This is a genomic window from Actinomadura rugatobispora, assembly GCF_042656285.1.
Taxonomy (GTDB): domain Bacteria; phylum Actinomycetota; class Actinomycetes; order Streptosporangiales; family Streptosporangiaceae; genus Spirillospora; species Spirillospora rugatobispora.
The window spans coordinates 155,765-181,326 of sequence record NZ_JBHSON010000042.1 but is presented as its reverse complement, the minus strand read 5'-3'; the positions used below and the strand labels follow the sequence as shown (position 1 = coordinate 181,326).

Annotated in this window: 22 protein-coding genes; 10 read left to right on the top strand and 12 right to left on the bottom strand. The window is 72.5% G+C overall.

Going from position 1 to position 25,562, the window contains the following annotated elements:
* Window positions 1-14 precede the first annotated feature (14 nt).
* Window positions 15-1,805: an ABC transporter ATP-binding protein gene (locus ACFPZN_RS28090; protein ID WP_378285219.1), complete on the top strand. Its 1,791-nt coding sequence runs from the start codon at window positions 15-17 to the stop codon at window positions 1,803-1,805.
* Here ACFPZN_RS28090 and ACFPZN_RS28085 read toward each other — a convergent pair.
* Window positions 1,786-3,882: a S9 family peptidase gene (locus ACFPZN_RS28085; protein WP_378285218.1), complete on the bottom strand. Its 2,097-nt coding sequence runs from the start codon at window positions 3,880-3,882 to the stop codon at window positions 1,786-1,788. The two genes, ACFPZN_RS28090 and ACFPZN_RS28085, sit on opposite strands and share 20 nt — an antisense overlap.
* 279 nt (window positions 3,883-4,161) lie before the next feature.
* Between ACFPZN_RS28085 and ACFPZN_RS28080 the strand changes: the two genes are divergently transcribed.
* The 3 genes from ACFPZN_RS28080 (at window position 4,162) to ACFPZN_RS28070 (ending at window position 7,438) form a co-directional block, all read left to right on the top strand.
* Window positions 4,162-5,562 carry a serine/threonine-protein kinase gene (locus tag ACFPZN_RS28080; RefSeq protein ID WP_378285217.1) on the top strand — a complete coding sequence of 467 codons (1,401 nt, stop codon included), beginning with the start codon at window positions 4,162-4,164 and terminating at the stop codon, window positions 5,560-5,562.
* 175 nt (window positions 5,563-5,737) lie between these two features.
* Complete coding sequence (mshB, locus tag ACFPZN_RS28075) at window positions 5,738-6,652, top strand: N-acetyl-1-D-myo-inositol-2-amino-2-deoxy-alpha-D-glucopyranoside deacetylase (RefSeq protein WP_378285216.1); 915 nt, start codon at window positions 5,738-5,740, stop codon at window positions 6,650-6,652.
* Between the two features lie 69 nt (window positions 6,653-6,721).
* Entirely contained in the window at window positions 6,722-7,438 is a 717-nt protein-coding gene (locus tag ACFPZN_RS28070) for a DUF6113 family protein (RefSeq protein WP_378285215.1), read from the top strand.
* Here the strand turns inward: ACFPZN_RS28070 and ACFPZN_RS28065 are convergent.
* From ACFPZN_RS28065 to rocD, 4 genes are all read right to left on the bottom strand, one after another.
* On the bottom strand, window positions 7,365-7,859 hold the full coding sequence (locus ACFPZN_RS28065) for an MFS transporter (RefSeq protein ID WP_378285214.1): 495 nt from the start codon (window positions 7,857-7,859) through the stop codon (window positions 7,365-7,367). The genes ACFPZN_RS28070 and ACFPZN_RS28065 overlap by 74 nt on opposite strands.
* Window positions 7,799-8,953: a DHA2 family efflux MFS transporter permease subunit gene (locus ACFPZN_RS28060; protein ID WP_378285213.1), complete on the bottom strand. Its 1,155-nt coding sequence runs from the start codon at window positions 8,951-8,953 to the stop codon at window positions 7,799-7,801. Before ACFPZN_RS28060 ends, ACFPZN_RS28065 begins: the two co-directional genes overlap by 61 nt.
* Window positions 8,950-9,591, bottom strand: a complete 642-nt coding sequence (locus tag ACFPZN_RS28055; RefSeq protein WP_378285212.1) for a PadR family transcriptional regulator — start codon at window positions 9,589-9,591, stop codon at window positions 8,950-8,952. The genes ACFPZN_RS28060 and ACFPZN_RS28055 overlap by 4 nt, the downstream gene beginning before the upstream one ends.
* Before the next feature lie 137 nt (window positions 9,592-9,728).
* Window positions 9,729-10,958 (bottom strand): ornithine--oxo-acid transaminase, encoded by a 1,230-nt coding sequence (rocD, locus tag ACFPZN_RS28050; RefSeq protein ID WP_378285211.1) that lies wholly within the window; start codon window positions 10,956-10,958, stop codon window positions 9,729-9,731.
* A 163-nt stretch (window positions 10,959-11,121) separates the two neighbouring features.
* Between rocD and ACFPZN_RS28045 the strand changes: the two genes are divergently transcribed.
* Window positions 11,122-11,592 carry an Lrp/AsnC family transcriptional regulator gene (locus tag ACFPZN_RS28045; protein ID WP_378285210.1) on the top strand — a complete coding sequence of 157 codons (471 nt, stop codon included), beginning with the start codon at window positions 11,122-11,124 and terminating at the stop codon, window positions 11,590-11,592.
* Here the strand turns inward: ACFPZN_RS28045 and ACFPZN_RS28040 are convergent.
* Complete coding sequence (locus tag ACFPZN_RS28040; RefSeq protein WP_378285209.1) at window positions 11,589-12,731, bottom strand: serine/threonine-protein kinase; 1,143 nt, start codon at window positions 12,729-12,731, stop codon at window positions 11,589-11,591. The two genes, ACFPZN_RS28045 and ACFPZN_RS28040, sit on opposite strands and share 4 nt — an antisense overlap.
* 124 nt (window positions 12,732-12,855) lie before the next feature.
* Here ACFPZN_RS28040 and rraA point away from each other — a divergent pair, with 124 nt between their 5' ends.
* From rraA to ACFPZN_RS28025, 3 genes are all read left to right on the top strand, one after another.
* Entirely contained in the window at window positions 12,856-13,335 is a 480-nt protein-coding gene (rraA, locus tag ACFPZN_RS28035) for a ribonuclease E activity regulator RraA (RefSeq protein WP_378285208.1), read from the top strand.
* Window positions 13,336-13,481: 146 nt separating this feature from the next.
* Window positions 13,482-15,548, top strand: a complete 2,067-nt coding sequence (locus ACFPZN_RS28030; RefSeq protein WP_378285207.1) for a M6 family metalloprotease domain-containing protein — start codon at window positions 13,482-13,484, stop codon at window positions 15,546-15,548.
* A 263-nt stretch (window positions 15,549-15,811) separates the two neighbouring features.
* Complete coding sequence (locus ACFPZN_RS28025; protein ID WP_378285206.1) at window positions 15,812-17,110, top strand: hypothetical protein; 1,299 nt, start codon at window positions 15,812-15,814, stop codon at window positions 17,108-17,110.
* A 3-nt stretch (window positions 17,111-17,113) separates the two neighbouring features.
* On the opposite strand, the gene ACFPZN_RS28020 is transcribed toward ACFPZN_RS28025, so the two are convergent.
* Together ACFPZN_RS28020 and ACFPZN_RS28015 are read right to left on the bottom strand one after the other, a co-directional pair.
* Entirely contained in the window at window positions 17,114-18,319 is a 1,206-nt protein-coding gene (locus ACFPZN_RS28020) for a Cmx/CmrA family chloramphenicol efflux MFS transporter (RefSeq protein ID WP_378285205.1), read from the bottom strand.
* A 72-nt stretch (window positions 18,320-18,391) separates the two neighbouring features.
* Complete coding sequence (locus ACFPZN_RS28015; RefSeq protein WP_378285204.1) at window positions 18,392-18,964, bottom strand: TetR/AcrR family transcriptional regulator; 573 nt, start codon at window positions 18,962-18,964, stop codon at window positions 18,392-18,394.
* Between the two features lie 87 nt (window positions 18,965-19,051).
* Here ACFPZN_RS28015 and ACFPZN_RS28010 point away from each other — a divergent pair, with 87 nt between their 5' ends.
* The gene (locus ACFPZN_RS28010) at window positions 19,052-19,654 is read left to right on the top strand and encodes a DUF7691 family protein (protein ID WP_378285203.1); all 603 of its coding nucleotides are present in this window, start codon (window positions 19,052-19,054) and stop codon (window positions 19,652-19,654) included.
* 36 nt (window positions 19,655-19,690) lie between these two features.
* Here ACFPZN_RS28010 and ACFPZN_RS28005 read toward each other — a convergent pair whose 3' ends face one another.
* The 4 genes from ACFPZN_RS28005 to ACFPZN_RS27990 form a co-directional block, all read right to left on the bottom strand.
* Entirely contained in the window at window positions 19,691-21,373 is a 1,683-nt protein-coding gene (locus ACFPZN_RS28005) for a serine/threonine-protein kinase (protein WP_378285202.1), read from the bottom strand.
* Window positions 21,374-21,402: 29 nt separating this feature from the next.
* Complete coding sequence (locus tag ACFPZN_RS28000) at window positions 21,403-22,158, bottom strand: hypothetical protein (RefSeq protein WP_378285201.1); 756 nt, start codon at window positions 22,156-22,158, stop codon at window positions 21,403-21,405.
* Window positions 22,155-22,901, bottom strand: a complete 747-nt coding sequence (locus tag ACFPZN_RS27995) for a hypothetical protein (protein ID WP_378285200.1) — start codon at window positions 22,899-22,901, stop codon at window positions 22,155-22,157. The genes ACFPZN_RS28000 and ACFPZN_RS27995 overlap by 4 nt, the downstream gene beginning before the upstream one ends.
* Window positions 22,902-22,993: 92 nt before the next feature.
* Window positions 22,994-23,590, bottom strand: a complete 597-nt coding sequence (locus ACFPZN_RS27990) for a hypothetical protein (protein ID WP_378285199.1) — start codon at window positions 23,588-23,590, stop codon at window positions 22,994-22,996.
* 180 nt (window positions 23,591-23,770) lie between these two features.
* On the opposite strand from ACFPZN_RS27990, the gene ACFPZN_RS27985 reads away from it, so the two are divergent.
* On the top strand, window positions 23,771-25,555 hold the full coding sequence (locus ACFPZN_RS27985; RefSeq protein ID WP_378285198.1) for a serine/threonine-protein kinase: 1,785 nt from the start codon (window positions 23,771-23,773) through the stop codon (window positions 25,553-25,555).
* The last annotated feature ends 7 nt before the right edge of the window (window positions 25,556-25,562 follow it).

The following is a 25,562-nucleotide window of genomic DNA, read 5'->3' as shown; positions in this document are numbered from 1 at the left end:
AGGGCTGGAGGACGGTGAGTGCCGAGATCCTGCCGGTGGCGGCGCCGCGGCAGGTCAGGGAGTACGCGCGCCGGCTGGTGCTGCGGCACCCGCGCGCGCTGCTCGGCGCGGTCGGGCTGCACGCCCTGGCCGCCGTCGCCGGGCTGGTCACGCCGCGGCTCCTCGGCGACCTGGTCGAGGACGTCGGGCGCGGCCGCGCGGGCATCGACACCGCCGGCGCCGCCATCGCGGTCTTCGTGATCGCGCAGGGCGTCCTGACCCGGTACGCCTACCTGGCCTCGGCGCGGCTGGGCGAGCGGGTGCTGGCCGAGCTGCGCGAGGAGTTCGTCGAACGGGTGCTGGCGCTGCCGCTGCCCACGGTGGAGCGGGCCGGGACGGGCGACCTGGTGAGCCGCGCCTCCCGGGACGTGGAGACGCTGGGCACCAGCGTCCGGTACGCGGTGCCGGAGATGCTGATCGGGCTCGTGATGACCGTCCTGACGGTCGGGGCGCTGATCCTGACGGGCCCGCTGGTGGCGCTGCCCTGCCTGATCTCCGTGCCGCTGCTGTGGGGCGTGATGCGGTGGTACCTGCCGCGCGCCCGCCTCGGCTACCTGCGCGAGAACGCCCGCTGGGCCGATCTCACCGACGGGCTGGCCGAGACGGTGAACGGCGCCCGCACGGTCGACGCGCTGCGGCTGGCCGATCGCCGGCACCGCCGCGCCGACGCCGACATCGCCGGGTCGTACGCGGCCGAGCGCTACACGCTGCGGCTGCGCATGGTGCTGTACCCGGTGATCGAGATGGCGTTCGTGCTGCCGGTGGCGGCGACGCTGCTGACCGGCGGGCTGCTCTACATCAACGGGATGGCGTCGCTGGCGCAGGTGACGGCGGCGACGCTGTACGCCCAGCAGCTCATCGCCCCGATCGAGATGCTGCTGAGCTGGCTGGACGAGCTGCAGCTGGGCGGTGCGTCGCTGGCCCGGCTGCTGGGGGTCGGCGAGGCCGGGGACGCGCGGCCCGCGGAGCCGGGCCGCCGTTCCGGCGGCGCGCGGCTGGCCGTGCGCGGCGTCCGGTACGCCTACCGGCCCGGCCGGGACGTGCTGCACGGCGTCGATCTGGACCTGCGGCCGGGGGAGCGGCTGGCGATCGTGGGGCCGAGCGGGGCGGGCAAGTCGACGCTGGGCCGGCTGCTGGCCGGGATCGACGGCCCGCGCACCGGCTCGGTCACCGTCGGCCCCGCCGAGGGCGGCGACGGCGCTTCCGGCGGCGGGGTGCCGCTGGTGGAGCTTCCGCTGGACGAACTGCGCGGCCATGTCGCGCTCCTCACCCAGGAGCACCACGTGTTCCGCGCCACCGTCCGGGAGAACCTGGTCATGGCCCGCCCGGACGCGACCGCCGAGGACGTCGAGGCGGCGCTGCGTGCGGTCGACTGGGACGGCCCCGGCCTGGACGCCGCCGTCGGGTCGGGCGGGGAGACGCTGTCGCCCGCCCAGGCCCAGCAGCTCGCCCTGGCCCGGCTCGTCCTGGCCGACCCGCACACGCTCGTGCTGGACGAGGCGACCTCGCTCCTCGACCCGCGCGCGGCCCGCCGGCTGGAGCGCTCGCTGGCGGCCGTCCTGGACGGCCGCACCGTGGTCGCGATCGCGCACCGGCTGCACACCGCGCACGACGCCGACCGGGTCGCCGTGGTCGAGGGCGGCCGCATCACCGAGCTGGGCACCCACGAGGAGCTGATCGCCGAGGACGGCTCGTACGCCGCCCTCTGGCGCAGCTGGCACGGCACCGCCCGGCCAGGGAAGGGCGTCAGCCCAGGTTCCGCTTGAGGAAGTCGACCTGCAGGCGCAGCAGGTTCTCGGCCACGATCTCCTGCGGGGTCATGTGGGTGACCCCGGACAGCGGCAGGACGGTGTGGGGACGGCCCGCCGCCAGCAGCGCCGAGGAGAACCGCAGGGTGTGCGCCGCGACCACGTTGTCGTCCGCAAGGCCGTGGATGAGGAGCAGGGGGCGCTCCAGCCTGCCGGCGTCCTCGATGAGGGAGTTGGCGGTGTAGTTGTCCGGCTCCTCCTCCGGGTGGCCCAGGTAGCGCTCGGTGTAGTGGGTGTCGTACAGGCGCCAGTCGGTCACCGGCGCGCCCGCCACCGCGGCGTGGAACACGTCGGGACGGCGCAGCACGGCCAGCGCCGCAAGCCAGCCGCCGAACGACCAGCCGCGGATCCCCACCCGGTCCAGGTCGAACGCGCCGGGATGCTGCCGGGCGGCCTCCTCCAGCGCGGCGATCTGGTCCTCCAGGACGGGCCCGGTGAAGTCGCCGCGGACGGCGCGCTCCCACGCGGGCCCGCGCGCCGGCGTGCCGCGGCCGTCGGCGACCACGACGGCGAAGCCCTGGTCGGCCAGCCACTGCGCCTCGTAGTAGGCGCGGCGGGCGGCCAGCACCCGCTGCGCGTGCGGGCCGCCGTAGGGGTCCATCAGCACCGGCAGCCGGCCCGCGCCCGGCTCCCAGCCGGTGGGCAGCAGCACCGCGGTGCGGATCTCCCGCTCGCCCGCCCGCAGCAGCTCGACCTTCGGGGTGATCTCGGGGACCTGGGCGAGCGAGGCGATCTCCCGCGTCCCGGACGGGGTCCGCACCTCGACCGAGACGCCCGGCCGGTCCAGCAGGGTGGCGGTCAGCACGGTGACCTCGCCCGTCCGGGCGCCGCCGAACACGCCCTGCCCGTCGGTGAGCCTGGTGACCGAGCCGTCCGCGCCGTCGTAGGACCACACGTGCAGCTCGGTGGGCTCCTGCGTGCCGGTGAACAGGATCCGCTCGTCCTCGGCGCCGAGGACCGACCGCACCTGCAGCCCGGCGGGCGTGACCGGCTCGTCCGCGACCGTGATCCGCCGGGTGTCGGCCTCGGCGTCGTCCACGACCCAGATCGGCGCGCCGGAGCCGGTGCGGGCGGGCACGCCGGCGACGATCTCGGTCCAGACCGGGTCGTGCTCGCTGCGCAGCCGCGTGGTCTCCCCGTTGGACGGGTCGACGTCGAGGATCCGCTGGATGCGCTGGTCCCGGGACTGGACGACGATCCGCAGGCCGTGCCGGTCCCAGTGCGCGGTGACGACGTAGGGGAACTCGCCGCGGTCCCAGGCGACGCCGACCCGGCCGCTGCCGTCGGCCTTCACCAGGACCAGGGACACGATCGCGTTGGGGGTGCCGGCGGCCGGGTAGGCGATCTCGTGCGCCGGGCGGTCCGGGTTGGCGGGGTCGGCGATCGTCCAGCGCGTCACCGGGGTCTCGTCCACGCGCGCGACCAGCAGGGTCGACCCGTCCGGGGACCACCAGTGGCCGCGCATCCGGTTCATCTCCTCGGCGGCGATGAACTCGGCGAGACCGTAGGAGACCTGGTCGCTCTCCGGCTTGATCAGCGGCTCGCCGCCCTCCGCCGCGCCGCCGCCGACCGGGACGACGTGGACGGTGCGGCCCGAGACGTAGGCGACCTTGCGGCCCGCCGGGTCGAGCCGCGGGTCGAACACCGGAGTGCGGGCGGGCAGCGCGCGCACCGCGCCGCTCCGCAGGTCGGCGGTGAACAGCTGGCCCGCGAGCGTGAACACCGCCCGGGCGGCGTCCCGGTCGACCGCGTAGCCGACGATGCCCCCGGCCTGCTCCCGGGCCCGCTCGCGCCGCGCCCGTTCCTCGGGCGGCAGGTCCTCCTCGCCGGGCACGTCGAGCGCGGCCGGGTCGGCGACCAGCCGCTCCTCACCGGTCGCCGTGTCGAGCGTCCACAGGCAGGTGACCGGGTCGTCCCCGGCCTTGGTCCGCAGGAAGGCCACGTACGAGCCGTCCGAAGCGATCTGGAAGGCGCGCGGGACGCCGAGGGTGAACCGCCGGGTGCGGGCGCTCTGCCGCGGGTAGCCGATGCTCATGACATCCGAGTCTGCCAGCACGGACCCCGCCGGACGCCGACCCCTCCCCGCGCCGCGCGCGGCCCGGCGGACGGGCGCCGGGACCGGTCCCGGCGGGAGGGGCGGCGGCAGGGCCGGTGGAGGAGCCGGAGCGGCGAATCCGCCCGCTCATGTCGGTCCCGCGATGTAAGGTGCCCGATCGGGAACCGCCAGTGATCGCGGGTGCGCTCGCGTAAGCTCGAGACTTCTCCCCATTCATCACCATCACACTTGACGTCGCGGGTTACTAAGGAGTGGTCCATGCCGGAGCTGCAGCCGGGAGATCCCCGGCGGCTGGGTTCGTACGAACTGCTCGAACGGCTTGGCGAGGGCGGGCAGGGCGTGGTCTACCTGGGCGTGGACGCCTCCGGGGCGCAGGCCGCGATCAAGTTGCTGCGGGCCGACCTGGCCGGTGACGCCGACGCCCGCAACCGCTTCGTCCGCGAGGCCCAGGCGGCCAAGCAGGTGGCCCGCTTCTGCACCGCGCAGGTGCTGGAGGCCGACGTCGCCGGCGACCAGCCCTACATCGCCAGCGAGTACGTCCCGGGGCCGTCGCTGCACAAGCATGTGATGGAGAGCGGGCCGATCCCCGGGGCCGCGCTGGAGCGGCTGGGCATCGGGACGCTGACCGCGCTGGTGGCCATCCACCAGGCCGGGATCGTGCACCGCGACTTCAAGCCGCACAACGTCATCATGGCGCCGGACGGGCCGCGGGTGATCGACTTCGGGATCGCGCGGGCCCTGGACACCGGCCAGACCGCGGCGACCAAGGCGATCGGGACGCCGTCGTACATGGCGCCCGAGCAGGTCGCCGGGGCCACGCTCACCGAGGCGGTGGACGTCTGGGCCTGGGCGACCACGATGGTGTTCGCGGCCACCGGGCACCCGCCGTTCGGCGACGACACCGTGGTCGCGGTGATCAACCGGGTGATGCACGAGCCGCCGAACCTGGACGGGCTGCCGCCCGACCTGCACCGCCTGATCGCGGCCTGCCTGGTCAAGGAGCCCGAGCGGCGGCCGACCGCGCAGCAGCTGATGATGACGCTGATCGGCGCCGGCCCGGCCGCGCAGACCCAGATGGACGACCCCGCCCAGGCCACCACGCTGCTGGCGGAGGGGTCGCACCGGGCCGCCGGGCCGATGCCCGCCGGCACCCAGCCGGTCGGCGACCGCACCCGCGCCATGCCGCCGGTCGCCGCGGCGCCGCCGCTCCCGCCCGCGTACGGGCCCGGCGGGCCGGGCTCGCACCGCCGCTCCGGCGGCTACCAGAACTGGGAGCCGGAGCGGAAGTCGCGCTGGCCCATCGTGGCGGCGGCCGGCGCGATCGCGGCGCTGGCGCTGGTGGTCGGGCTGGTGATGGCCGCCAACGGCGACGGCGACCCGGGGAACGACCCCTCGCCGAGCGTGTCGGAGAGCGTCTCGGAGTCGCCCACCGACGAGGAGACCGAGACCGAGCAGCCGACGATCCGGCCGACCCGCACGCGCACCGTCCCGACGGAGACGCAGCAGCCGACGATCCGGCCGACCGAGACCACGACCCCGACGACCGAGCCCGAGACGCCGACCCCGACGAGCGAGCCCTCCACGCCCACGACCCCGCCCGACGGTGGTGGTGAGGAGCCTCCGCCCGGTGGCGGTGGCGGTGGCGGCGGCACCAACTGAGTCGCAGGCGTCTGACCAGGCCAGGGACCGGCTGCGGACCCGGGCCCGGTACGTCCGGGCCGGGCAGGCGGACCGGGCGTTCCGGTAGACTCCGGGCGCCGTCCACACGACGCGCCCGCGCCTCGGGGAGGCCGGTATCCCGGACCGGTCCCCGGCCTGAGTAGGCTCGTGTCTTATGAAGGAGCCGCGGATCCTGTTCGTCCATGCCCATCCGGACGACGAGTCCATCGGGACCGGGGCCACCATGGCCAAGTACGCGGCCGAGGGCGCCCACGTCTGCCTCGTCACCTGCACCCTGGGTGAGGAGGGCGAGGTCATCCCCGACGAGCTGCGCCATCTGGCCTCCGACAAGGAGGACCGGCTGGGCGAGTACCGCGTCGGCGAGCTGTCCGAGGCGTGCGCGGCCCTGGGCGTGTCCGACCACCGCTACCTGGGCGGACCCGGCCGGTGGCGCGACTCGGGCATGATGGGCACCGCCACCAACGACGATCCCCGCAGCTTCTGGCGGGCCGACGTCGACGAGGCGGCCGGGGAACTCGTCAAGATCATCCGTGAGGTGCGGCCGCAGGTCATCGTCACCTACGACGAGCGCGGCAACTACGGCCACCCCGACCACATCCAGGCGCACCGGGTGACCTGGCGGGCGTACGAGCTGGCCGCCGACCCCGGCCACGACGACGGGCAGGGCGGCGAGCCCTGGAGGGCCGACAAGTTCTACGCCTACGCCACGCCCCGCACCGTGCTGGCGCGTGCCATCGCGGTGATGCGGGAGGCGCGGCTGCCGTTCGGCCGGGTCGCCAGCCTGGACGAGCTCGGCTCCGGGGTGCCCGACGACCAGGTCACCACGGTGGTCGACTCCCGTTCCCACCTGCCCGCCAAGCTGGCCGCCCTGCGCGCGCACTCCACCCAGATCGTGGTGGCCCCGGAGGAGGTCGGGCCGTTCTTCGCGCTGTCCAACAACCTGGGGCAGCAGGCGTTCGGCACCGAGTACTTCATCCTGCTCGCGGGCGAGCGCGGCCCGGCCCCGGCCGGCGGGCGCGAGAGGGACCTGTTCGCCGAACCGGCCCCGCCGCCCCCGCCTTCCTCCTGACGGGCCGTCCGCTTCGGCGGGCGGTCGGGGCCGTCCTGCGACACCGGCCGGGTCGATACCCTGGCGAGCGTGAAGAAGGATCGAGCCGAGGGCGCCGCTCCGTACGGCCAGGGGCAGGGCCAGGAGCAGGGGGCCTGGGGCGTCGCCCCGGGTGCCGTCCCGCCCGACCAGGTCGGTGCGTACGGTCAGGGCGTCCCGCCCGGGCCGAGTCCGTACGGCGCGGACCCGTACAGTGCCGGGCCCTACGATGCCGGGCCGTACGGTGCCAGCGTGGCCCCGGGCATGGGCGGCGACCCCGGCCTCTACGGTTCCGGCGGGCCGCGCGACGCGACGCTGGACGCGTTCGTCTCCGGAGCGGCCTACGCGGCGCTGGGGCTGCTCGGCGCGCTCCTGGGCCTGGTCGGCTCGTTCGCCCAGGGCTGGACGATCGGGTCGATCCCCGTCGCGGCGATCGTGCTGGTCCTGGTCAACTTCGCGATCGCGCGGGCGGCGGGCTGGGCGATGGGCGGCCGGACGGGCGCGGCCGTCCCGGTCCTGCTGTGGGCCCTGGTCACGCTGGCGCTGTCGATCGGCCGGACGGAGGGCGACCTGATCGTCCCGGGAACCCTGCCCGGCTACCTGTTCATCGTCGGCGGGCTGGCGGCCGGGGTGGTCGCCGTGTCGCTCGTCCCGGCCGCCCGTCCCGCGGGGAACTGGCTGACGTGGCGGGCCCCTAAGCCCGCTGTCCGTCCGGAGCCGGGCGACCCTCCGGCGCCTGGGCGTCCCCCGGGGTCCGGTAGCGCCTGACGCCCAGGCACGCGGCGGCGCCGAGCAGCACCACCGCGATCGGCACCGCCAGCGTCGGCTTCAGCGCCTGCACGAACCCGTGCGCGAAGACCTCCCCGCCCAGTTCCTGGACGCGCTGCGCCACCCCCGGCGCCGCGTTCGCGGGGATCTGCGGCACCGTTCCGTGGTGGGAGGCGCCGATCTCCAGGCCGCCCTTGGCCGCCCCGGCGAAGCCGTCCACGAACCCGGCCCTGGACTGGGGCGGCAGCGCCTCCGCACGGGCCGCGGCCTGCTCCCTCAGCGCGTCCGCCAGCCTGTTCTGCAGCACCGCCCCGACCACCGCGCCGCCCAGCACCGACCCGACCTGCCGGACGGTGTTGTTCACGCCGGAGGCCGCCCCGGCCAGCCGCGGCGGCACGTTGCGGGTGGCCTCGGTCGCCATCGGCGCGAACACCCCGCCGATGCCGATCCCGCTGAGCAGGAACGGGCCCAGGAACGCCGTCCAATGCGTCCCGACCTGGGCGACCAGGGCGAGCCACAGGCTGCCGAGCCCGTACAGGGCCGGTCCGACAGCCGTCCCGCCACCGGGGCCAGCAGCATCGACGCCAGCGACGAGGGCGCCATGACCAGCCCGGCCTCCAGGGGGCTGAACCCGCGCACCGACTGCAGGTAGAGGGTCATCGGCAGGATCATGCCGATCATGGCGATCGAGACGCCGCCGCCGACCAGGCTGAGGATGGCGAAGTTGCGGTCGCGGAACAGCGTGAACGGCACCAGCGGCTCGGCGTCCTGCCGGGTCCGCTGGTGCAGCAGGAAGATCGTGAACAGCACCGCGGCGGCGCCGAGCAGGGTCAGGATCGCGGCGTTCCACTCGTGCTTCTGGCCCTCGGTGAGCGCGAAGGTGAGGCAGAACAGCGCGGCCGAGGCCAGCAGCACCCCGGTGATGTCGAAGCGGTGCCGCACGGTGCGGGTGTGCCCGGGCAGGATCGCCGCCGACATCGCCAGCACCAGTGCCCCGATGGGCAGGTTGACGAGGAAGATCCACCGCCAGTCGAGCGTGGTGACCAGCAGTCCGCCCAGCGTGGGCCCGGTGATCGTGGAGAGCCCGGCCACCGCGCCCCACACGCCCAGCGCGGTGCCGCGCCGCTCCGCCGGGAAGGTGTCGATGATCATCGACATGGTCTGCGGCATCAGCAGCGCCGCGCCCAGCCCCTGCGCCGCGCGCGCGGCGATCAGCTGGACCGGGTCCTGGGCGATCGCACAGGCCAGGCTGGCCAGCGTGAACACCGCCACCCCGGTGGCGAACAGGTTGCGCTTGCCCAGCAGGTCGCCGAGCCGGCCGCCGGTGATCAGCAGCACCGCCAGCACCAGCACGTAGGCGTTGACCACCCACAGCGCCTGGTCGAGCGAGGCGCCGAGCGCGTCCACGATGTCGGGGATCGCGATGTTGACGATGGTCAGGTCGAGCAGCGTCATGAAGAACCCGAGGGAGAGGGTGAGGAGGATCGCCCAGGGGTTGCCGCGCCAGGTCTTCACGACCGGTCTCCGTTCTCGTCGTCGGTCTTGCCGTTCTCGGCGGGCCTGCCGTCCTTGCCGGTCCCGTCGCAGCGGTCGTCGCTCCAGGTGAGGCGTCCGGCCTCCAGGTCGTCGGCGAGGCCGCGGACCAGGTCGAGCTCGGCACGGTGCCGGGTCAGGGTGAGCTCGTGGTCGATCAGCTTGAAGCGCTCGAGGCCCCGCTCGCCGAGCACGTCGTAGACGGCCCGGTTCCCGGCCAGCAGGGCCTCCAGCGTCACCTGGCGGCGTCGCAGGTGCCGGGCGACCTCGTCCTCCGAGAGCAGGTTGACGAACGCCAGCGCGGTGCCGAACAGCGGGAACTCCTCGGCGGGCTCGGCCAGCAGTTCGACCATCCGCATCCGCGCGGTGTCCCGGCCGGCCTCGGTGATCGCGTACACGGTGCGTTCGGGACGGCGGCCCTCCCGTCCGGTCTCGACGGGCTCGATGAGCCCGCCGGCGGTCAGCCGCTCCACCGCGTGGTAGAGCGCGCCGTGGGTGACCTTCACGGCCCGGTCGTAGGCGTGATGGCGGATCCGCTGCTGCATCTCGTACGGGTGCATCGGCCCGTCGTGCAGCATCCGCAGCACCGTGAGGGCGAGCGGTGCGAGGGGTCTCGGCATGGGGGTCCCTGCGTCCAGTTGGAATAGTCCAGTTAGACTAATCCGGATGGACGGGAAAAGCGAGCGAGGGCTCCCCGCGGCCTTCGCGGGGAGCCCTCGCCCGTAGCGCGTCGTGCGTCGTGCGCGTGCGGTAGCGGTCAGCCCTTCAGGGCGATCTCCAGGCGGTCCAGCGCCCAGTCCAGGTCCTCGCGGCTGATCACCAGCGGCGGGGCGAGCCGGATCGTGGTGTCGTGGGTCTCCTTGGCCAGCACGCCCAGCTCCATCAGCCGCTCGCTCACCGGGCGCGCCACCGGGCCCGGCCCCGTCCCGTACAGCTCGACCCCGGCCCACAGGCCCCGGCCGCGCACCTGCCGCACCAGGTCGGGCGGCAGCGCGCCCAGCCGCCGGTGCATGTGCTCGCCCAGCGTCCGGGAGCGCTCCTGGAACTCGCCCGTCCGCAGCATCGCCACGACCTCCCGCCCGATCGCGCAGGCCAGCGGATTGCCGCCGAACGTCGAGCCGTGCTGGCCCGGCCTGAAGACCCCGAGGACGTCCCGGTCGGCGACCACGGCCGACACCGGCATGATGCCGCCGCCCAGCGCCTTGCCCAGGATGTAGACGTCGGGGACGACGTTCTCGTGCTCGACCGCGAACGTGGTGCCGGTACGGCCCAGCCCCGACTGGATCTCGTCGGCGAGCATCAGCGCGCCGCGCTCGGTGCACAGCTCCCGCACCGCCGTCAGGAAACCGCTGGGCGGCACGTTCACCCCGGCCTCGCCCTGGATCGGCTCGATCAGCACCCCGACCGTGGCGTCGTCCATCGCCGCCCGCAGCGCCTCGGCGTCGCCGTAGGGGACGGTCCGGAACCCGGGCGTGTACGGCCCGTAGGACTCCTTCGCGTCGGGGTCGGTGGAGAAGCTGACGATGGTGGTCGTGCGGCCGTGGAAGTTGCCCTCGAAGGTGATGATGTTCGCCTGCCCGGCCGGGACGCCCCGCACCTCGTAGCCCCACTTGCGGGCGGTCTTCAGCGCCGTCTCGACCGCCTCGGCGCCGCTGTTCATCGGCAGCACCATGTCCTTGCCGCACAGCTCGGCGAGCTCGGCCGCGAACGGGCCGAACAGGTCGTGGTCGAAGGCCCGGCTGACCAGGGTGACCCGGTCGAGCTGCCGGCGCGCCGCCGCCGTCAGCCGCGGATGGCGATGCCCGAAGTTGACCGCGGAGTAGGCGGCCAGCATGTCCAGGTAGCGCCGCCCCTCGACATCGGTGACCCAGGCGCCCTCGGCGTCGGTTATCACGATCGGCAGCGGGTGGTAGTTGTGCGCGCTGTGCTCTTCGGACAGGGCCCGTAGCTGGTCGGTCAGGCTCACGACGCTCCCTCCGGCGGTCATCGGCGGACGGCGGACTCGTTCCAGGCACCGGACGGCGCCGGGAGGCAGAGGGGAGGGCGACCGGCCGCCGTCCCCGCCCGGCTGGCCGCCGTCCCCACCCTCAGCGTAAGTTCGGTAACGGCGCACGACCAGTGTGCGGGATCGTCGTTCAGGAGGTGATCCGTTGCGTCTCGACGAGCTTGACCGGCGAATCGTTGCGCAGCTCCTGGAGCACGGCCGCGCATCGTACGCGCAGATCGGCGACCGGGTCGGGCTGTCGGCCCCGGCGGTGAAGCGGCGCGTCGACCGGCTGCGCGCCGACGGCGTCATCACCGGCTTCGCCGCGATCGTGGACCCGGCCGCGCTGGGCTGGACGACCGAGGCGTTCATCGAGATCTTCTGCACCGGCGCGACCTCGCCGGAGGAGATCTACTCCAGCATCCGCAAGCATCCCGAGGTGGTCGCCGCGTACACCGTCAGCGGTGACGCCAGCGCGCTGGTGCACGTGCGCGTCCGCGACATCCAGCATCTGGAGCAGTCGCTGGAGCGGCTGCGGCGGGAGGACAACATCACCGCGACCAAGACCGCGATCGTGCTGTCGCGGCTCATCGGCCGTCCGACCGACACCCCGCCCGACGGCCGCGCGGGCGGCTAGCCCAGGAAGACCAGGAGCAGGATCAGGACCAGCAGGCCGAACGCGCCGCCGCCGATGCCGAGCGCGACGACGAGGTCGTGCCGGTAGCTGCCCATCACCGGTTCCATGGACCGTCTGGGGAGCGAGGGGTCGGTGTGCGGGGGCTGCTCGGGGACGACGAAGTTCGGCCGTGCGGGCCGTCCCGGCGCCGCCTCCGGCATGTCGGGGCGGGTCGTCCGAGCCCGGCCGGGCGGACCGCCCGGGTCCGGCCGGGTTTCCGGCGGCGGGGCGAAGGAGGGCGTGGGGGGCGCCGCAGCGGGAGGCGCGGGAGGCGTGGGGAGCGGGGACGCGTCGGGACGCGGCGGCTCGGCTTCGTAGGCGGGGAGCAGCGCGGCGACCTCGGGCGGCAGCCAGCCGGGTGCGGGCGGCTCGGCCTCCAGTTCGGCGGCGAGCTCGCGCGGCTCTGGGCGGTCCTCCGGCCGCTCGGCGAGGCAGCGTTCGATCGGCCCGCGCAACGCGTCGGGGCATCCGCTCAGGTCGGGCGGCTCGTACTGGAACGGCCTGGGGAACGCGCCCTGCCCGGTCGCCGCGAACAGCGCCACGCAGCCGAGCATGAAGACGTCGCCGGCCGCCGACGTCTCGTGCTCGAGCGAGCCGAAGTCGACCGTGCGCGGGCCGTCCTCGGTGAGCAGCACATTGGACGGCGTGAGCGCGCCGTGGACGGTGTCGGCGTCGTGCAGGGCCTGGAGGGCCTCCGCGAGCGCTCCCATGAGCACGCGCACCGCGGGTACGGGGAGGGGGCCGTGCGCCTGCACCGCGTCGTCGAGCGTGGGACCGGGCACGAACTCGGACGCCACCCAGGGGCGCGTCCCCTCCGCGTGCCCGTCGACCACGGTCGCCAGGAACGGCCCGCGGACGCGCTGGGCCGCGGCGATCTCCCGCTTGAAGCGGCGCCGGAACGCCTCGTCGTCCGCGAGATCGGCCCGTACGGACTTGATGGCCAGCCGCCGCCCGCTCTGCGCGGCGGCCAGGTACACCTCGCCGAGGCGTCCCGTGCCGATCCGGGCCAGCACGCGGTAGCCGCCGATCAGCACCGGATCCCCCGGTTCGATGGGCCGGAACGCCTCGAACGCGGGGCCGGGGCGGCTGGGGGGCTGCATGGCGACCTCCTGGGTTCAGAAGAACGTTGTACCGAAGATCACCGGGTCCTGTCAGGCGTCCGTCCGCCCTTGGCCCCGGACCTCCGGCTACTCGCGGGTAGAGCCGCTCGGTAGGCTGCCGCGCATGGACTTCGCGACCGCCGATCTGATCGACGACTTCGGGGACGAGCTGCAGAGCTGCGAGACGCAGTTCCGCGGGTACGGGGCGCGCGCCGCGTTCGCCGGCCCGATCGCCACCGTGCGCTGCCACCGGGACAACGGCCTGGTCAAGAAGCTGCTCACCGGGCCCGGCGAGGGCCGGGTGCTGGTCGTGGACGGCGGCGGCTCGCTCGGCTCCGCGCTGATGGGCGACCTGATCGCCGCCGCGGCGGTCCGCAACGGCTGGGCCGGGGTGGTGATCAACGGCGCGGTCCGGGACGTCGCCGCGCTGCGCACCCTCGATCTGGGGATCAAGGCGCTGGGCTCCAACCCGCGCAAGAGCGTCAAGGACGCGGCCGGGGAGATCGACGTCCCGGTGTCCTTCGGCGGCGTGGAGTTCCGTCCCGGCGACCACCTCTACGCCGACGAGGACGGCATCGTCACCGCCGCCCGTCCCCTGCTCTGACCGCGCTCCCGAGGGGCTCGGCGTGAGCTGCCAGCGGCACCCGGACAAGCTGCCAGCGGTACCCGGACAAGATCGTGTAACTCGGCCATTGTCCGGAGGAAACGGACGTCTCTACGGTCTCACCAACAACCGCAGACAGGTGAGACATGCGCGTAGACAAGAGACTGCTCGTCCCCCTCGTGGCGGCTCTGACGCTGTCCGCAGGACTCGCGACCGCGCCCGCCACCGCCGGGCAACGGCCCCCCGTCCCCGAGCCCGCCAAGAACCCGTGGCAGATGCGGCACTGGCCCCAGACCCAGCCGTGGCAGCAGGCCCAGCGGCTGCGCACGTACGCGGCGGGCGCCCCCAGGCCGATCGACCCGCAGGACTACGAACTGCCCGACACGATGACGTGGGACGACTACAAGCCCGTCCCGGGGACCTCGTGGGCCGACCCCTCCCGGAAGGGATCGGTCAAGAACTTCAGGGGCGCCGTCGTCCTGGTCGACTACCCCGACCAGGACTTCGTCGTGACCAGGGCGAAGAACTCCACGATCTTCGGCAACCCGAGCCTGGCGGGGAACGTGCCGCGCGACGGGGTCGCCCGGTTCTACCAGGACTTCCTCAACAAGCCGCAGTCCCTCAACCAGGGCCACACCCTGCACGAGTACTGGATGGAGGACTCCCAGGGGCGGTACGGGGTCGACCTCACGGCGTTCGGCGCGTACCGGATGCCCGCCAAGGACCACGAGTACGGCGTGGAGAACCGGATGCAGGGCGGCACGGGATGCCCCGCGGGGGACACCTGCAACCGCGACATCCGCGCGGACGCGCGTGCGGCCTGGATCGCCGACGTGGGCGAGGACAGGGCCAAGGAGTTCGACTTCGTCTTCTACCTCTCGGCGGGGCAGGACGAGAGCTCCACCTGGCAGGAGTTCGGGCAGATGAAGTTCAACTCCCCGGAGGAGGTGACCCCCGAGTGGGGGCCGCAGGACCCCGCGCTGCCCAACTGGGTGAAGACCCGGTACGTCCCCTGGTCGTCCTGGGCGTCGGGCTCCACCATCTGGCCGAACGCCGTCAGCGGTAGCTCGACCCAGGCGGAGAGCTCCGGAATGGGCGTCTTCGCGCACGAGTTCAGCCACATCCTGGGGATCGGCGACAACTACAACAACCCGTACGCCATCCCCGCGCGGCGCGCGTACTCCGGCCCGTGGGAGATGCTGAGCCGCGGCAGCTTCAACGGGCCCGGCGGCCCGCACAGCCGGTGGACGATCCCGGCGACGGGCGGCGGATCCATGGGCGCCCAGCACATGCTGCGCAACAAGCTGAAGCTGGGCATCGTCGACCCCGGCCACGTGCTGCAGCTGAACCGCGACACCCTCGCCGCGTCCGGCACCGTCGTGGCCAGGGTGACCGCGCGCGCCGCCGACCCGGGCGCGGGCGGGCTCGCGGGCATCAACCTCAAGCTCGGCGAGGGCGGCGACAAGAGCCCCGAGTGCCGTGAGGACCAGGACCCGGTGTGCGACGGCGGCGGCTACGACAACTACACCCTCGAAGTCGTCGACCGGATGGGCTTCGACTCCTTCACGCCCGACTCCGGCGTGCTGCTGTCCAAGACCAAGGACGCGGACGACGCCCCGTTCATCTGGGTGAAGGACGCCAATCCGCAGGACATCGACAAGGTCGACTTCGTCCTGCCCAACGGCACGCCGCAGAAGATGACGATCGGCGACTACCGGCAGCTGTCGGACGCGCTGTTCCACGCCGGGAACGGCTCGGGCAGCGAATTCGAGTACGTCGACAAGGCGAACCGGCTGCACTTCTACGTGCTCGACCTCAAGCGCGATTCCAGGGGAGTCCTGTCCTACACGGTCGCGATCCGTTCGCTGGACGGCGCGGGGCCGCAGCGCCGCGACGTGAAGGTCGACAAGGGCGAGGCGCGGGACGCGGGCTCGGGCTGGGTGAAGTGCACGATGCCGCTGCGCAACTCCGGCAAGGGCGGCGGCGGGCACCACGCCTCGGACGTGTACCGGCTGACCGCGTCGGTGTCCGAGGACGGCTGGACGACCTGGGTGCCGAACCAGTTGGCCACCGCCAGGGCGGGTGAGCGGACGTCGGTGGAGGTCTGGGCCAGGCCGGGCGCCGGTGCGGACCGGCGGGCGAATCTGCGGGTGAAGGCGGTGTCGGAGAGCGATCCGAGCAAGGCCGACACCGGCACCTGCCGCCTCGGCTGACTCTCCGAGGGCGACCCCGTCGCCGGCCGCGCGAGCGCGCGGCCGCCGCCGGAGGCTGCTGCATGACGTTCCGCCCCGTCACTCGGTTTACCGACGATATCGAATCGTTACCAAACTGCCCGGGTGCTCGATCCGGTGATCAGTGCCTGCGCGGCGTCGCTGACCTCGCATTGATCTCCAATAGCAACGATAACGTTGCATTGCGTGATCTTGGGTGAAAAGTCCGAATGGTGTTAAGTTCCGTGATCCCCGGAGGTGATCACGTGAACGGTCGGCGCCTGCTCGCCCTCGCCGCCCCGCTGATGGCCGTGGCCATCGGCACGCCCGCCTTCGCCTATTTCGTTCCTGATTATTCCGAGCAGGTCGCGGCCACGGCGTCGGCCGCGGTGCCGTCCAAGGAGCCCTACGTCCTCAAGGTCGGCACGAGCCCCGACGGGGCCGCCCTCGGCGGCATGGCCAAGAGCCTGAAGACGACCGGCGTCCAGGAACTGCTCACCCAGAAGGGCAACCGCCAGGGCGAGTGGGGCGGAAACTGCGGCGCCTCGGCCGGGGTCCCCGCCGGGGCGAAGGTGTTCTGCTTCAACTCCGGCGACACCGCCACCAAGGAGTGGTACCCGCAGGGCGTCACCGGCGTCTCCGACGCCCAGGCGGACGAGAGGTGGGGCACGGCGAAACCCCTCCTGGTCAGCTGGTACGACCACGACAAGAAGGCGCCGCACAAGAGCGCCCGCGTGACCTTCGTCAACACCGAGGACAACACCTACCGGCACGCCCTGCTGGTGTGGCCGTACCGCAACGCCAGGGGCAGGACCACCTACGAACCCGTGGGCACGCACGGCTCCGACACCGGGATCCACGCCGGGGGCATCGCCTGGTACGGCAACCGCCTCTACGTGTCCGACACCAGCGCCGGCCTGCGCGTGTTCGACATGCGGCAGATCTTCGACCTGGGCAAGAGCGCGAACGGGTCCACGTCCAAGCCCGGCCTCGTCGGCCTGCACGGCAAGACCTACCACGCCTACGGGTACCGGTACGTGATGCCGCAGGTGCTGTCGTACGTCCCGGACAGGCCGTCCGGAGGGCCCTGCACCGTCAACGGCACCCCGAACCACTCCTGGCTGTCCATCAACCGCACCGGCAAGGACAGGCTGGTGACGGGGGAGTGGTGCAAGAACGGCAACGGGCGCGTGGCGCAGTTCCCCCTGACCAGCGGCAGCCCCGGATCGAGCGACCTGGAGACCGACGCCCAGGGGCGGGCCACGCCGTCCTGGGTGGCCCGCCTTCCGGCCTCCTACGTCCAGGGAGGGGCCACCGCGGACGGCACGTGGTGGTTCACGCGCAACGTCCCGTTGGCGGAGCACTCCTACCCGCCCGGCCAGAACAAGAACCAGGGGCAGCTCGTCCAGGCCGTGTGGGCGGACGGCTTCGAGGACGTCCAGCGCGAGACCGTCTCCTTCGGCCCCGAGGACCTGTCCTGCTGGCGCGGGGCCGACCAGGTCTGGACGGTCGCCGAGCACCCGGGGCAGCGCGCGCTCTACGGGATGAAGAAGCCGCAGTGCTGAGCGCTACTGGCGCACGCAGACCTCAGGCGTGACGGCCACAGCAGCGACCCGCCCGGGGGAGCGGGGTGCAACCCAGGCCCCCAGCGCCACCGTCCCCAGGGCCGCCAGGGCCATCCCCGCGCCCACCCACGCGGCGAAGCGGTAGCCGAAGCCCGCGCCGATGACGAGCCCGCCCAGCCAAGGCGCGATGGTGTTGCCGACGTTGAACATAGAAGTGACCGTGGCCCCCGCAAGGGTCCGTACCTCGCCAAGGGTCGCGTACACGCGGACGCTCACCGCGGGGTTGGTCGCAAGACCGAAGCCGCCGAGCAAGGGCACCAGCACGATGACGGCCACCGCGTTGGAAGCCCCCAGAGCGATACCGGCCGATGCCAGCACAACGCCCGTCATTCCAATGGTGAGCGTGCGGAACGGGTACGCGTCGGCCACCCGCCCCCCGATGACGATGCCGATGAGCGACCCCACGCCGAAGAGGGCGAGCACGCCCGGCACCCACCCCTCCGGTAGGCGCGTGGTGTCGGTGAGCATCGCCCCCAGATAACTGAACGTCGCCATCATCGAGCTGAAGGACAGGGCGCTCGTCCCGTACGCGATCCACAACCCGGGCGAGGCCAGGCTGCGCAACTCCTCGCGCACCCCCGGAACGTTGCCAACGGACGCGCGGCGCGCACCTGCCAACGCGGTGCCCACTCCCACCAGGGCCACCGTGGACAGCACAGCGACCGTCCAGAACGCCGCCCGCCAGCCCAGGTACTGCCCGAGGAAGGTCCCGCCGGGAACGCCCAGGACCGTCGACACGGTGATCCCGCCGATGACGATCGAGACCGCCCGCCCGCGCGCGTCCGCCGGCACCAGATCGACCGCCGCGACCACCGCCACGCCGAAGAACCCGGCACTGGCGAACGCGCCCACCAGCCGGGTCGCGAACAGCACCTCGTAGCTCGGCGTCAGCGCGCCCGCCACGTGCGCCAGCGCGAAGACGGCGAGGAAGGCGAGCAGCGCGGTGCGGCGCGCCAGCCGCAGCGTGGCCATCGCCAGCACCGGCGCCCCGGCCACCATCCCGAGGGCGTACGCGGAGATCAGCAGCCCCGCGGTGGGCACCGACACGCCCAGTTCGTCCGCCATGGCGGGCAGCAGCCCGGCCAGCATGAACTCCGAGGTGCCCTGCGCGAAGATCGCGAATCCCAGCACGTAGATCGCCCACGGCACAGGCGCTCTCCTCCCTGTTTTGAATCGATCAGTCCAAAAAATGCCCGCAAAAAAGGCGAAACCCGACCGCGCTCAGATCGCGCGGAGCGCCGCGCCCGCCACCGCCTCCAGCGCCGGCCGCCCCAGCCCCGAACGGGCCGACACCCGGATCCCGCCGATCGTCGCGATGACGAAGTGGGCCAGCTCGGACGGGTCGCGGCCCGGATCGATCTCGCCCTCGCGCTGCCCGGCGCGGAACGTCGACCGCAGGATCTCCAGCCGCCGCCGGTAGTCCCGCTCCAGTAGCGCGGCGATCTCCGGATCGCGGGGCGCCAGCTCGATCCCGGTGTTGACCACCAGGCAGCCCAGCCCGTCCCCGGTCTCGTCGTCGATCATCCGCCGGAACAGCTCGGCGATCTTCTCCCGGACCGTCCCGGACCCCTCCAGCAGCTCGGTGTAGTCGCCGGCCTTGAGCTCCATGTAGCGCCGCAGGGCCCGCTCGAACAGCTCGTGCTTGCTCTTGAAGGTGTTGTAGATGCTGCTGCGCCCCAGGCCGGTGGCCTCGCACAGGTCCTGGGTGGAGGTCGCCTCGTACCCGGCGGTCCAGAAGGCGCGCATCGCTGCCTCGACCGCCCGTTCCTCGTCGAAGTTCCGCGGCCGGGCCATGGCGGCACGCTACCACGTTTTGAAACGATCGATCCAGAACCCGAAACCGCGCCCCGCCTGTCGGCGGCGGCCGCTACCGTCGCGCGCATGAGCTACTCGCTGAGCCTCTACCTCGTCGACCTCGCCAAGGCCAACGGCGCCATCGGCGGCGGGGACGACAAGCTGCGACGAATGATCGGCGGCCGCTTCAAGTCCCAGCTCGCGCACGCCGACGAGGAGTTCTCCTCCTTGATCGAAGACGGCGCCCCCACCCGCTACGACGCCGTACGGGCCGTCATCGAGGGCGGCCCCTACGACGAGGCGCACGCCTTCCAGTACGCCTACGCCTACGAGATGATCTGCCAGTTCTACGGCCGGCGGCTCTTCAACAACCATTTCTCGCCGTACCGAAGCGGCTGGCTGGAAACCGTGGACAAGGGCCTCTCCGACCTCGGCATCAAGGCCGTCAGCGTCACCGACTTCACCTACGGGTCGGTCCCTTCCGCGCTTCCCGCCCCCGAGCACCTGCCCTGCTACGGCGAATGGTCACCCGACCAGTGCGCGGAGGCCCTGACCCAATGGGAGTCGACCACCCAGGAACAGCGCGACTCCCTTGACCACGAGGTCCTGGAAGCCATCGATTACTGCATCGAATGGACCCGCGAAGCCCAGACCCGCCCAGGCTGCGGAGTAGCCGCCTTCGAATTCTGATACCCCGCGACCGGCACAAGGACCCTGGCCACCCCCTCACTCAAGAACCTCGAGCGTCGGCAGGGAGCCTTCGACCCGCGCGTCGGCCGAAGCCGGACTGATCGTCGTCAGACGCTCGCCCACCTCCGCCCGCACGAAACCTATCCCGACCGGATTGTGCCGGGACAGCCGGTACTTTCCCGGCTTGAGCGCTGCTTCGGCGGGAATGATGACCTCCGCGGCCGTCGTCCCGTTGAAGGTCCAGGAACAGTGCTTGTGGTCGTAGTACTTTTCCTGGTCGTTCTGCCTGAGGAGTGCGCCTTGGACGGGAACGGGCGTGCCCGAGGGAATGTCATTGGGTGATTTCTCACTCGTGCGGTAGAGCCAGAATTTCGGCTTCTTGGAGTCCTTGCTCTCGTTCTTCTGCTCTCCCAGGGCGACGCTGTACGAACTGTGGTAGGCGTCTCCCCTCTCCGAGTCGGGACCGTGGCAGCGGAACCGTCCCGGACCGAGATACTGCAGGCCCCACGGCGTCCGTCCGTGCCAGGTCGTGTCGACCCGGACGCGCGTTCCGGCCCTGGCCCGCGCGGGGGACACGGTGATCTTCTCGCTGATGAGCGGGCTCGCGTCGGTGTCGCCGTCGGGGATCGAGGTGTTGTCCAGGACGACACGAGGGCTGCCGAAATACGCGCGGTAGTCGCCTGTGGAGGTGCCTCCCACATCGGCGCCCGCGGGCAGAAAGTACGTCGCGATCATGACGGCCGCCGCCGTCCCGGCGACGGCCCCGCCCGCCGCCTTCGCTCCCCCGATCTTGGCCAGCAGGCCATTCCCGCCGAGCGCATGTGCGGCTTCGCCCGCAGAGCCGATGACCGCCCCGGGCGAGAGGGCACTGCTGATCAGCGCGAAGGGAAGGGCGGCCGCGAGGACCGCCGCGGCCGTTCCCAGCGCGATCAGGCCCCGCCGCTCCCAGCCGGCACCGTAGTTCGCCACGGCCGCCGCCTCGAGCTCGTCGAGAAACGCCGCCACGTTCCCTCGGCGCTGGCCAGGATGCTTCGCCATCCCTTGAACGATGAGGGATCGCAGGGCTTCCGGCACGCCGTCGATGGGAATGGGCGCCGCCATGTGCTGCGCCCGCAACTCCCCCTGCGTCGCCGCGCCGTAAGGCTTGCGGCCGGTGACGCATTCGAAGAAGACGCAGGTGGCGGCGTAGACATCGGTGGCAGGCGTCGCGGGCGCCCCCTGCCACTGCTCCGGTGCCATGTAGGCGGGCGTGCCCATGATGCCGCCCTGGCCGGAGAGGACGGCCACTCCGAAGTCGATCAGCTTGCTCTGGCCGTCGCTCTGGACCAGGACGTTCGCCGGCTTGTAGTCACGATGAACCACACCGACGGCATGGGCGGCGGCCAGGCCGCGTAGCGAGCCTTTGAGGACGGTGAGCGCGGCCTCCGGCTCCAGCGGCCGATCGCGCCGGTCCAGCACGGCGCGGAGCGAGGGACCGGCGACCACCTCCATGACGATCGCCGCTCCCCGCGGAGCCTCGACATAGTCCAGCAGGCGCGTCACATGGGGATCGGCCACGCGCCTCAGCAGCTCGGCCTCGCTGCGGAACGTGGCCCGGGCATGCGAGTCCCCCAGCAGCCCGGACGCCAGATACTTGATCGCCACGTGCTGACCGGACACCTCGTGGCGCGCCAGCACGACACGCCCCTGCGCGCCGGCGCCCAACTCCTGGAGTTCCACATGCCCGGGGAGCCGCCAGCCCCCCGAACTCATCCGATCTTCCGAAGCTGCTTGGTCAGCACCCCGCTCGCCCGCTCCGCGATCGGCCCGGACTCCTTTCCCGGCTCCGTCCGCTCGTAGTACATCGTGGCGACCACCAGGTTGCCCCGCGCCGCGTAGTCGTACATGACATGGAAGATGTTGTATTCAGTGTTCGAGGCCGAATACTCCTGCCGTTCGGTGCCGCGCAGCCGATTCCATCCGGCGAGCGTGTCCTCGCTCACCTTCCAGGTGTCGTTGTGCGCGTACAGCGTGAAGTCCTCGCGGATCTTCTTGGCCGCCACCCGTCGTTTTGCGGGGCACGAACGCGCCTTCTTCTTCAGATCCTCGTAGGAACCGGCGGCGGCCTGGGCGGTGGCGTAACGGGCCAGCACCTGGGTGTACTTGACTTCGTTCTTTCCGCTCGCACGGCTGCTGAACTGGCGGGTCGTGATCTGCGGGTCGCCCTGGAGCCTGGTCGCCGTGAGCGAGCAGATGGGGGCGCCCCCGTCCTTGAGCACGTCGGCCACGGTGCGGATCTCGCGGATTCCGGAACCGATGTCGCCGGGGCCGATCAGCCCTCGTTTCACCTGTTCCGCCGTGTAGACCGGGGGCGGCGCGGACGTGCTCGGGGCCGCCTGGCTCGGGCGGGGCGGTGCCTTGGGCTCGTCACCGCCCCCGCAGCCGGTCATCGCCAACGCCGAAACGGTCAGCATCACGGCCGGGAGTCGCAGGCCGGACCCGGCACGGCCCCTCCGCCACGTCATGACCGGGTGTTGGTCTGGATCTCGCCCACGACCAGCGGTGTCGGAGGCGAGGTCATGGACATGTCGGCGAGGTCGCCCCCTGGCGCGTCGCACTCGCCGCCCTGGCACGTCCAGCTGACGCTCCACGTGATGGTCGCGGTGATGCGGTAGGCGCCACCGGGGGCGGACGCTGAAGAGCGGTTGTAGGTGTGGCCGCATTCCGTGCTGTTGGGTCTGCCCGGCCCGTTGCAGTCGAGGGTCGTCTCGCCGAGTTCCCAGCGGACCGAACGCGGGGTCGCGGTCGCCTGGACGAGCTGGTCACCGGCGGAGATGGGCGGGGTGGAGACCGTTTGGAAGCCGTCCACCCACAACGCCGTGCGCATCCTGACGTACGTCTTGTCGGCCGGCGCGGTATGCGCGGTCGGGACCGGATACGGCGCTTCGACGCGGGCCCGCTCGGCCAGGTCGATGGTGGCCGGGGGCGCGGCCGCCGGTGGGGCAGCCGGGCCGCCTCCGACGCCCAGCCCTTGGTCGTCTCCGCCCAGGGTGGGGATCCCGCCGCCTCCGCCTCCTGAGCCGCCTCCGCCGGTGCCGCCTCCTCCGCCGGACTGGCTTCCGTCGCTTTCGGGGAAGCAGACGAGGTTGCCGGGGGAGCCGCAGGGGGCCGCGTTGGCGTGGGCGGCTGTGAGGAAGGGGACGGCGAGCGCGCCTACCAAGGACGCGCCTGCCAGCACCTTCAGCCTGGGGTGCGGGTGGTGGGGCATGAGGGTTCCTTCGGTGGGTGCCGCCGGTGGGTGGGGCTCGGAGCCGGACGAACGCGGGGCCGCGCGGGGGGAGCGGTGCGGGGGGCGGGGGGTCAGCATTTGTCGTCCCGGATGGTTTCGGAGACCTTCCAGGTGGCGCCGTCGTACCGGACCGCGGAGCGGTGCAGGTAGGCGCCTCCCGGGCCGCCGCCGATGCGCTTGCCGGTCTTCGCGGAGAAGCGGTAGCCGGCGAGGGTGCGCAGGCAGTCGACGACGTAGACCGTCATGCCGTCCTTCGCGCGCGCGTAGACCTTCGCGTTCGAGACGTTGGTGAACCGCCAGATCTCGCCCTTGGCCCTGGTGCGCTCGACGTCCTTGGTGACCTGGGTGAGGAGCGGGTCCATCGCGACCGCGCCCAGTTCCGCCGGGTCGTTGATCTCGTACACCCGTTTGAAGACGCGCTGGTACTCGCGGTAGCGGGTGAGGACGGTCTGGTCGAGTTGGGGGGTCGGGATGGTGGAGGGGGGACGGGCCGCGGTGGGCGGGGTGGGCGGGGTGCCGCTGGCCAGGGAGCCGTTGGGCTTGAAGGTGCCGGAGGAGGGCTCGTCGCCGCACGCCGACAGCGACGCGGCGGCCAGGAGCGCCAGCGTGGCGGTGGTGCGTAGGCGAGGCCGCCGGTGCGGGGAGGAACGTACCAACCGGGCGCGCATCGCCATCCCTGATCGTCCAGTCTCGACAACGGGGCGGAGTACCTGCGAAAGCTTACAGAGGAGCCTGTGACGAGAAAAGCGGTTCGTTGCGGAAAGGGAGGCGGAGGTTCGTACGAACTTTCCGGCGGGTGGCGGCGATCTCACCCTGCGTGCCGCAAGATCGTGGCAGGAGGGTGCGCGGTGGACGAGTGGCGGATTGACGGGTTCCAGGAGGTCCGGGAGCTGGGTGCGGGTGCCCAGGGAAGGGTGGTGCTGGCCCGGCATCGGACGGCGGGGACGCCGGTTGCGATCAAGTATCTGTTCCAGGGGTCGCTGCCGGAGCTCGAGCGGCTCCGGCATGAGGCGGTGCTGCTGGGGCGGGTGTCGGATCCGCATGTGGCGCGGCTGTACCGGCTGGTGGAGAGCGAGCGCGGGGCGGCGATCGTCATGGAGGCGGTCAACGGGGTGTCGCTGAAGCGGGTGCTCTCCGAGCATGGGGCGCTGGGGGCGGAGGCGTCCCTGGTGGTGTTGAAGGGGTCGCTGCAGGGTCTGGCGGCGGCGCATGCCGTCGGGGTCGTGCACAGGGATTACAAGCCGGCGAACGTCGTGGTGCAGGCCGATGGGTTGAGCAAGCTCATCGACTTCGGGATCGCGGCTCCGCAGGGGGAGGGGACGCGATCGGGGACGCCCGCGTACATGCCGCCTGAGCAGTGGCGGGGTGAGCCTGCGACGCCCGCGGCGGACGTGTACGCGGCCACGTGCGTGTTCTTCGAGTGCGTGACGGGGCAGCGGCCGTATACGGGGTCGGGGCCGGAGTTGATGGCGCGGCACCTGAACGCGCCCGTTCCGCTGGACGTGCTGCCCGAGGCGTTGCGGGACCTGGTGAGCCGGGGGATGGCCAAGGAGCCCGCGGAGCGTCCGCATGGTGCGGCGGCGTTCGTGGGGGAGTTGGAGCGGGCTGCTTCGGAGGCGTACGGGCCGGACTGGGAGCAGCGCGGTGTGCGTGCGCTCGCCGGTACGGCCGTGGCGCTGGCGGCGCTGTTTCCGTTGGTGGCGGCTGGGCTCGCGCCCGCGGCGCCGGTCGTGGCGGGGACGGCCGCGGCCGCCGGTGGCGGTGCGGTCGCGAGCGGCGGCGGCGCGGGTGCCGCTGCGGGCGGTTCCGGGTTCCTGGCGGGCGTGGGAGGTAAGGCGGCGCTGGCCGTGGCGGGGGCCGCGGTGGTGGCGGGGGCGGGCGGCACCTACGCGTACACCAACCTGAACGACGACGAGCCGCGGCAGCCGCCGTCGCGGCCTGTGGCGGCGGTGATCTCGACGATGAACCAGTCGTACACCGATGTGCGGCTGGTGGTCCAGAACGCGCAGTACGCGCAGGTCTCCGGGATTCGGGACGCGGCGCTGCAGCAGCGGATCAACCAGGCGCTGCGGGGTCCGCTGGACGAGACCATCGCGTCCCTGCGGCGGTCGACCAGGGAGGCGGGCGCGGCGTGCACGCAGAACTCGGAGGTGAACACCACCACCCGGATCGGGCTGCGGGGGCCGACGCTGATCTCTGTTGTCTACCGGGTGCGGGTGGGGTACTGCTTGCCGGCCGACGGGCAGATGCCGGGGCGTGCGGTGACGGTCAATCTGAAGACGGGGAAGGTGCTGGGTTCGGAGGACGTGTTCAAGCCCGCGACGCTGACCTCTGGTGGTGTCAGGACGCTGTGGGGCCGGTTGACCAGCACCGCGTCCGGGGACATGTGGGGGCCGGAGGGGTGCCGGAGGGAGGGGCCTGAGCGTGCGGACTTCTACCCGAACCGGGCCGTGGAGCGGGAGTGGCCGGCGTCCACGCCGTTCTTCGGGACGGACCAGTTCGAGATCAACTACTCGATCGCCGGGAGCGAGTGCCCGTACGACCGGTTGACGGCGCCGTACGCGAGCGTGCGCGATCTGCTGAGGCCGGAGATCGTGGCGCTGCTGCCGGGGCCGTCGCCGCGGAAGACCTGATCGCTTG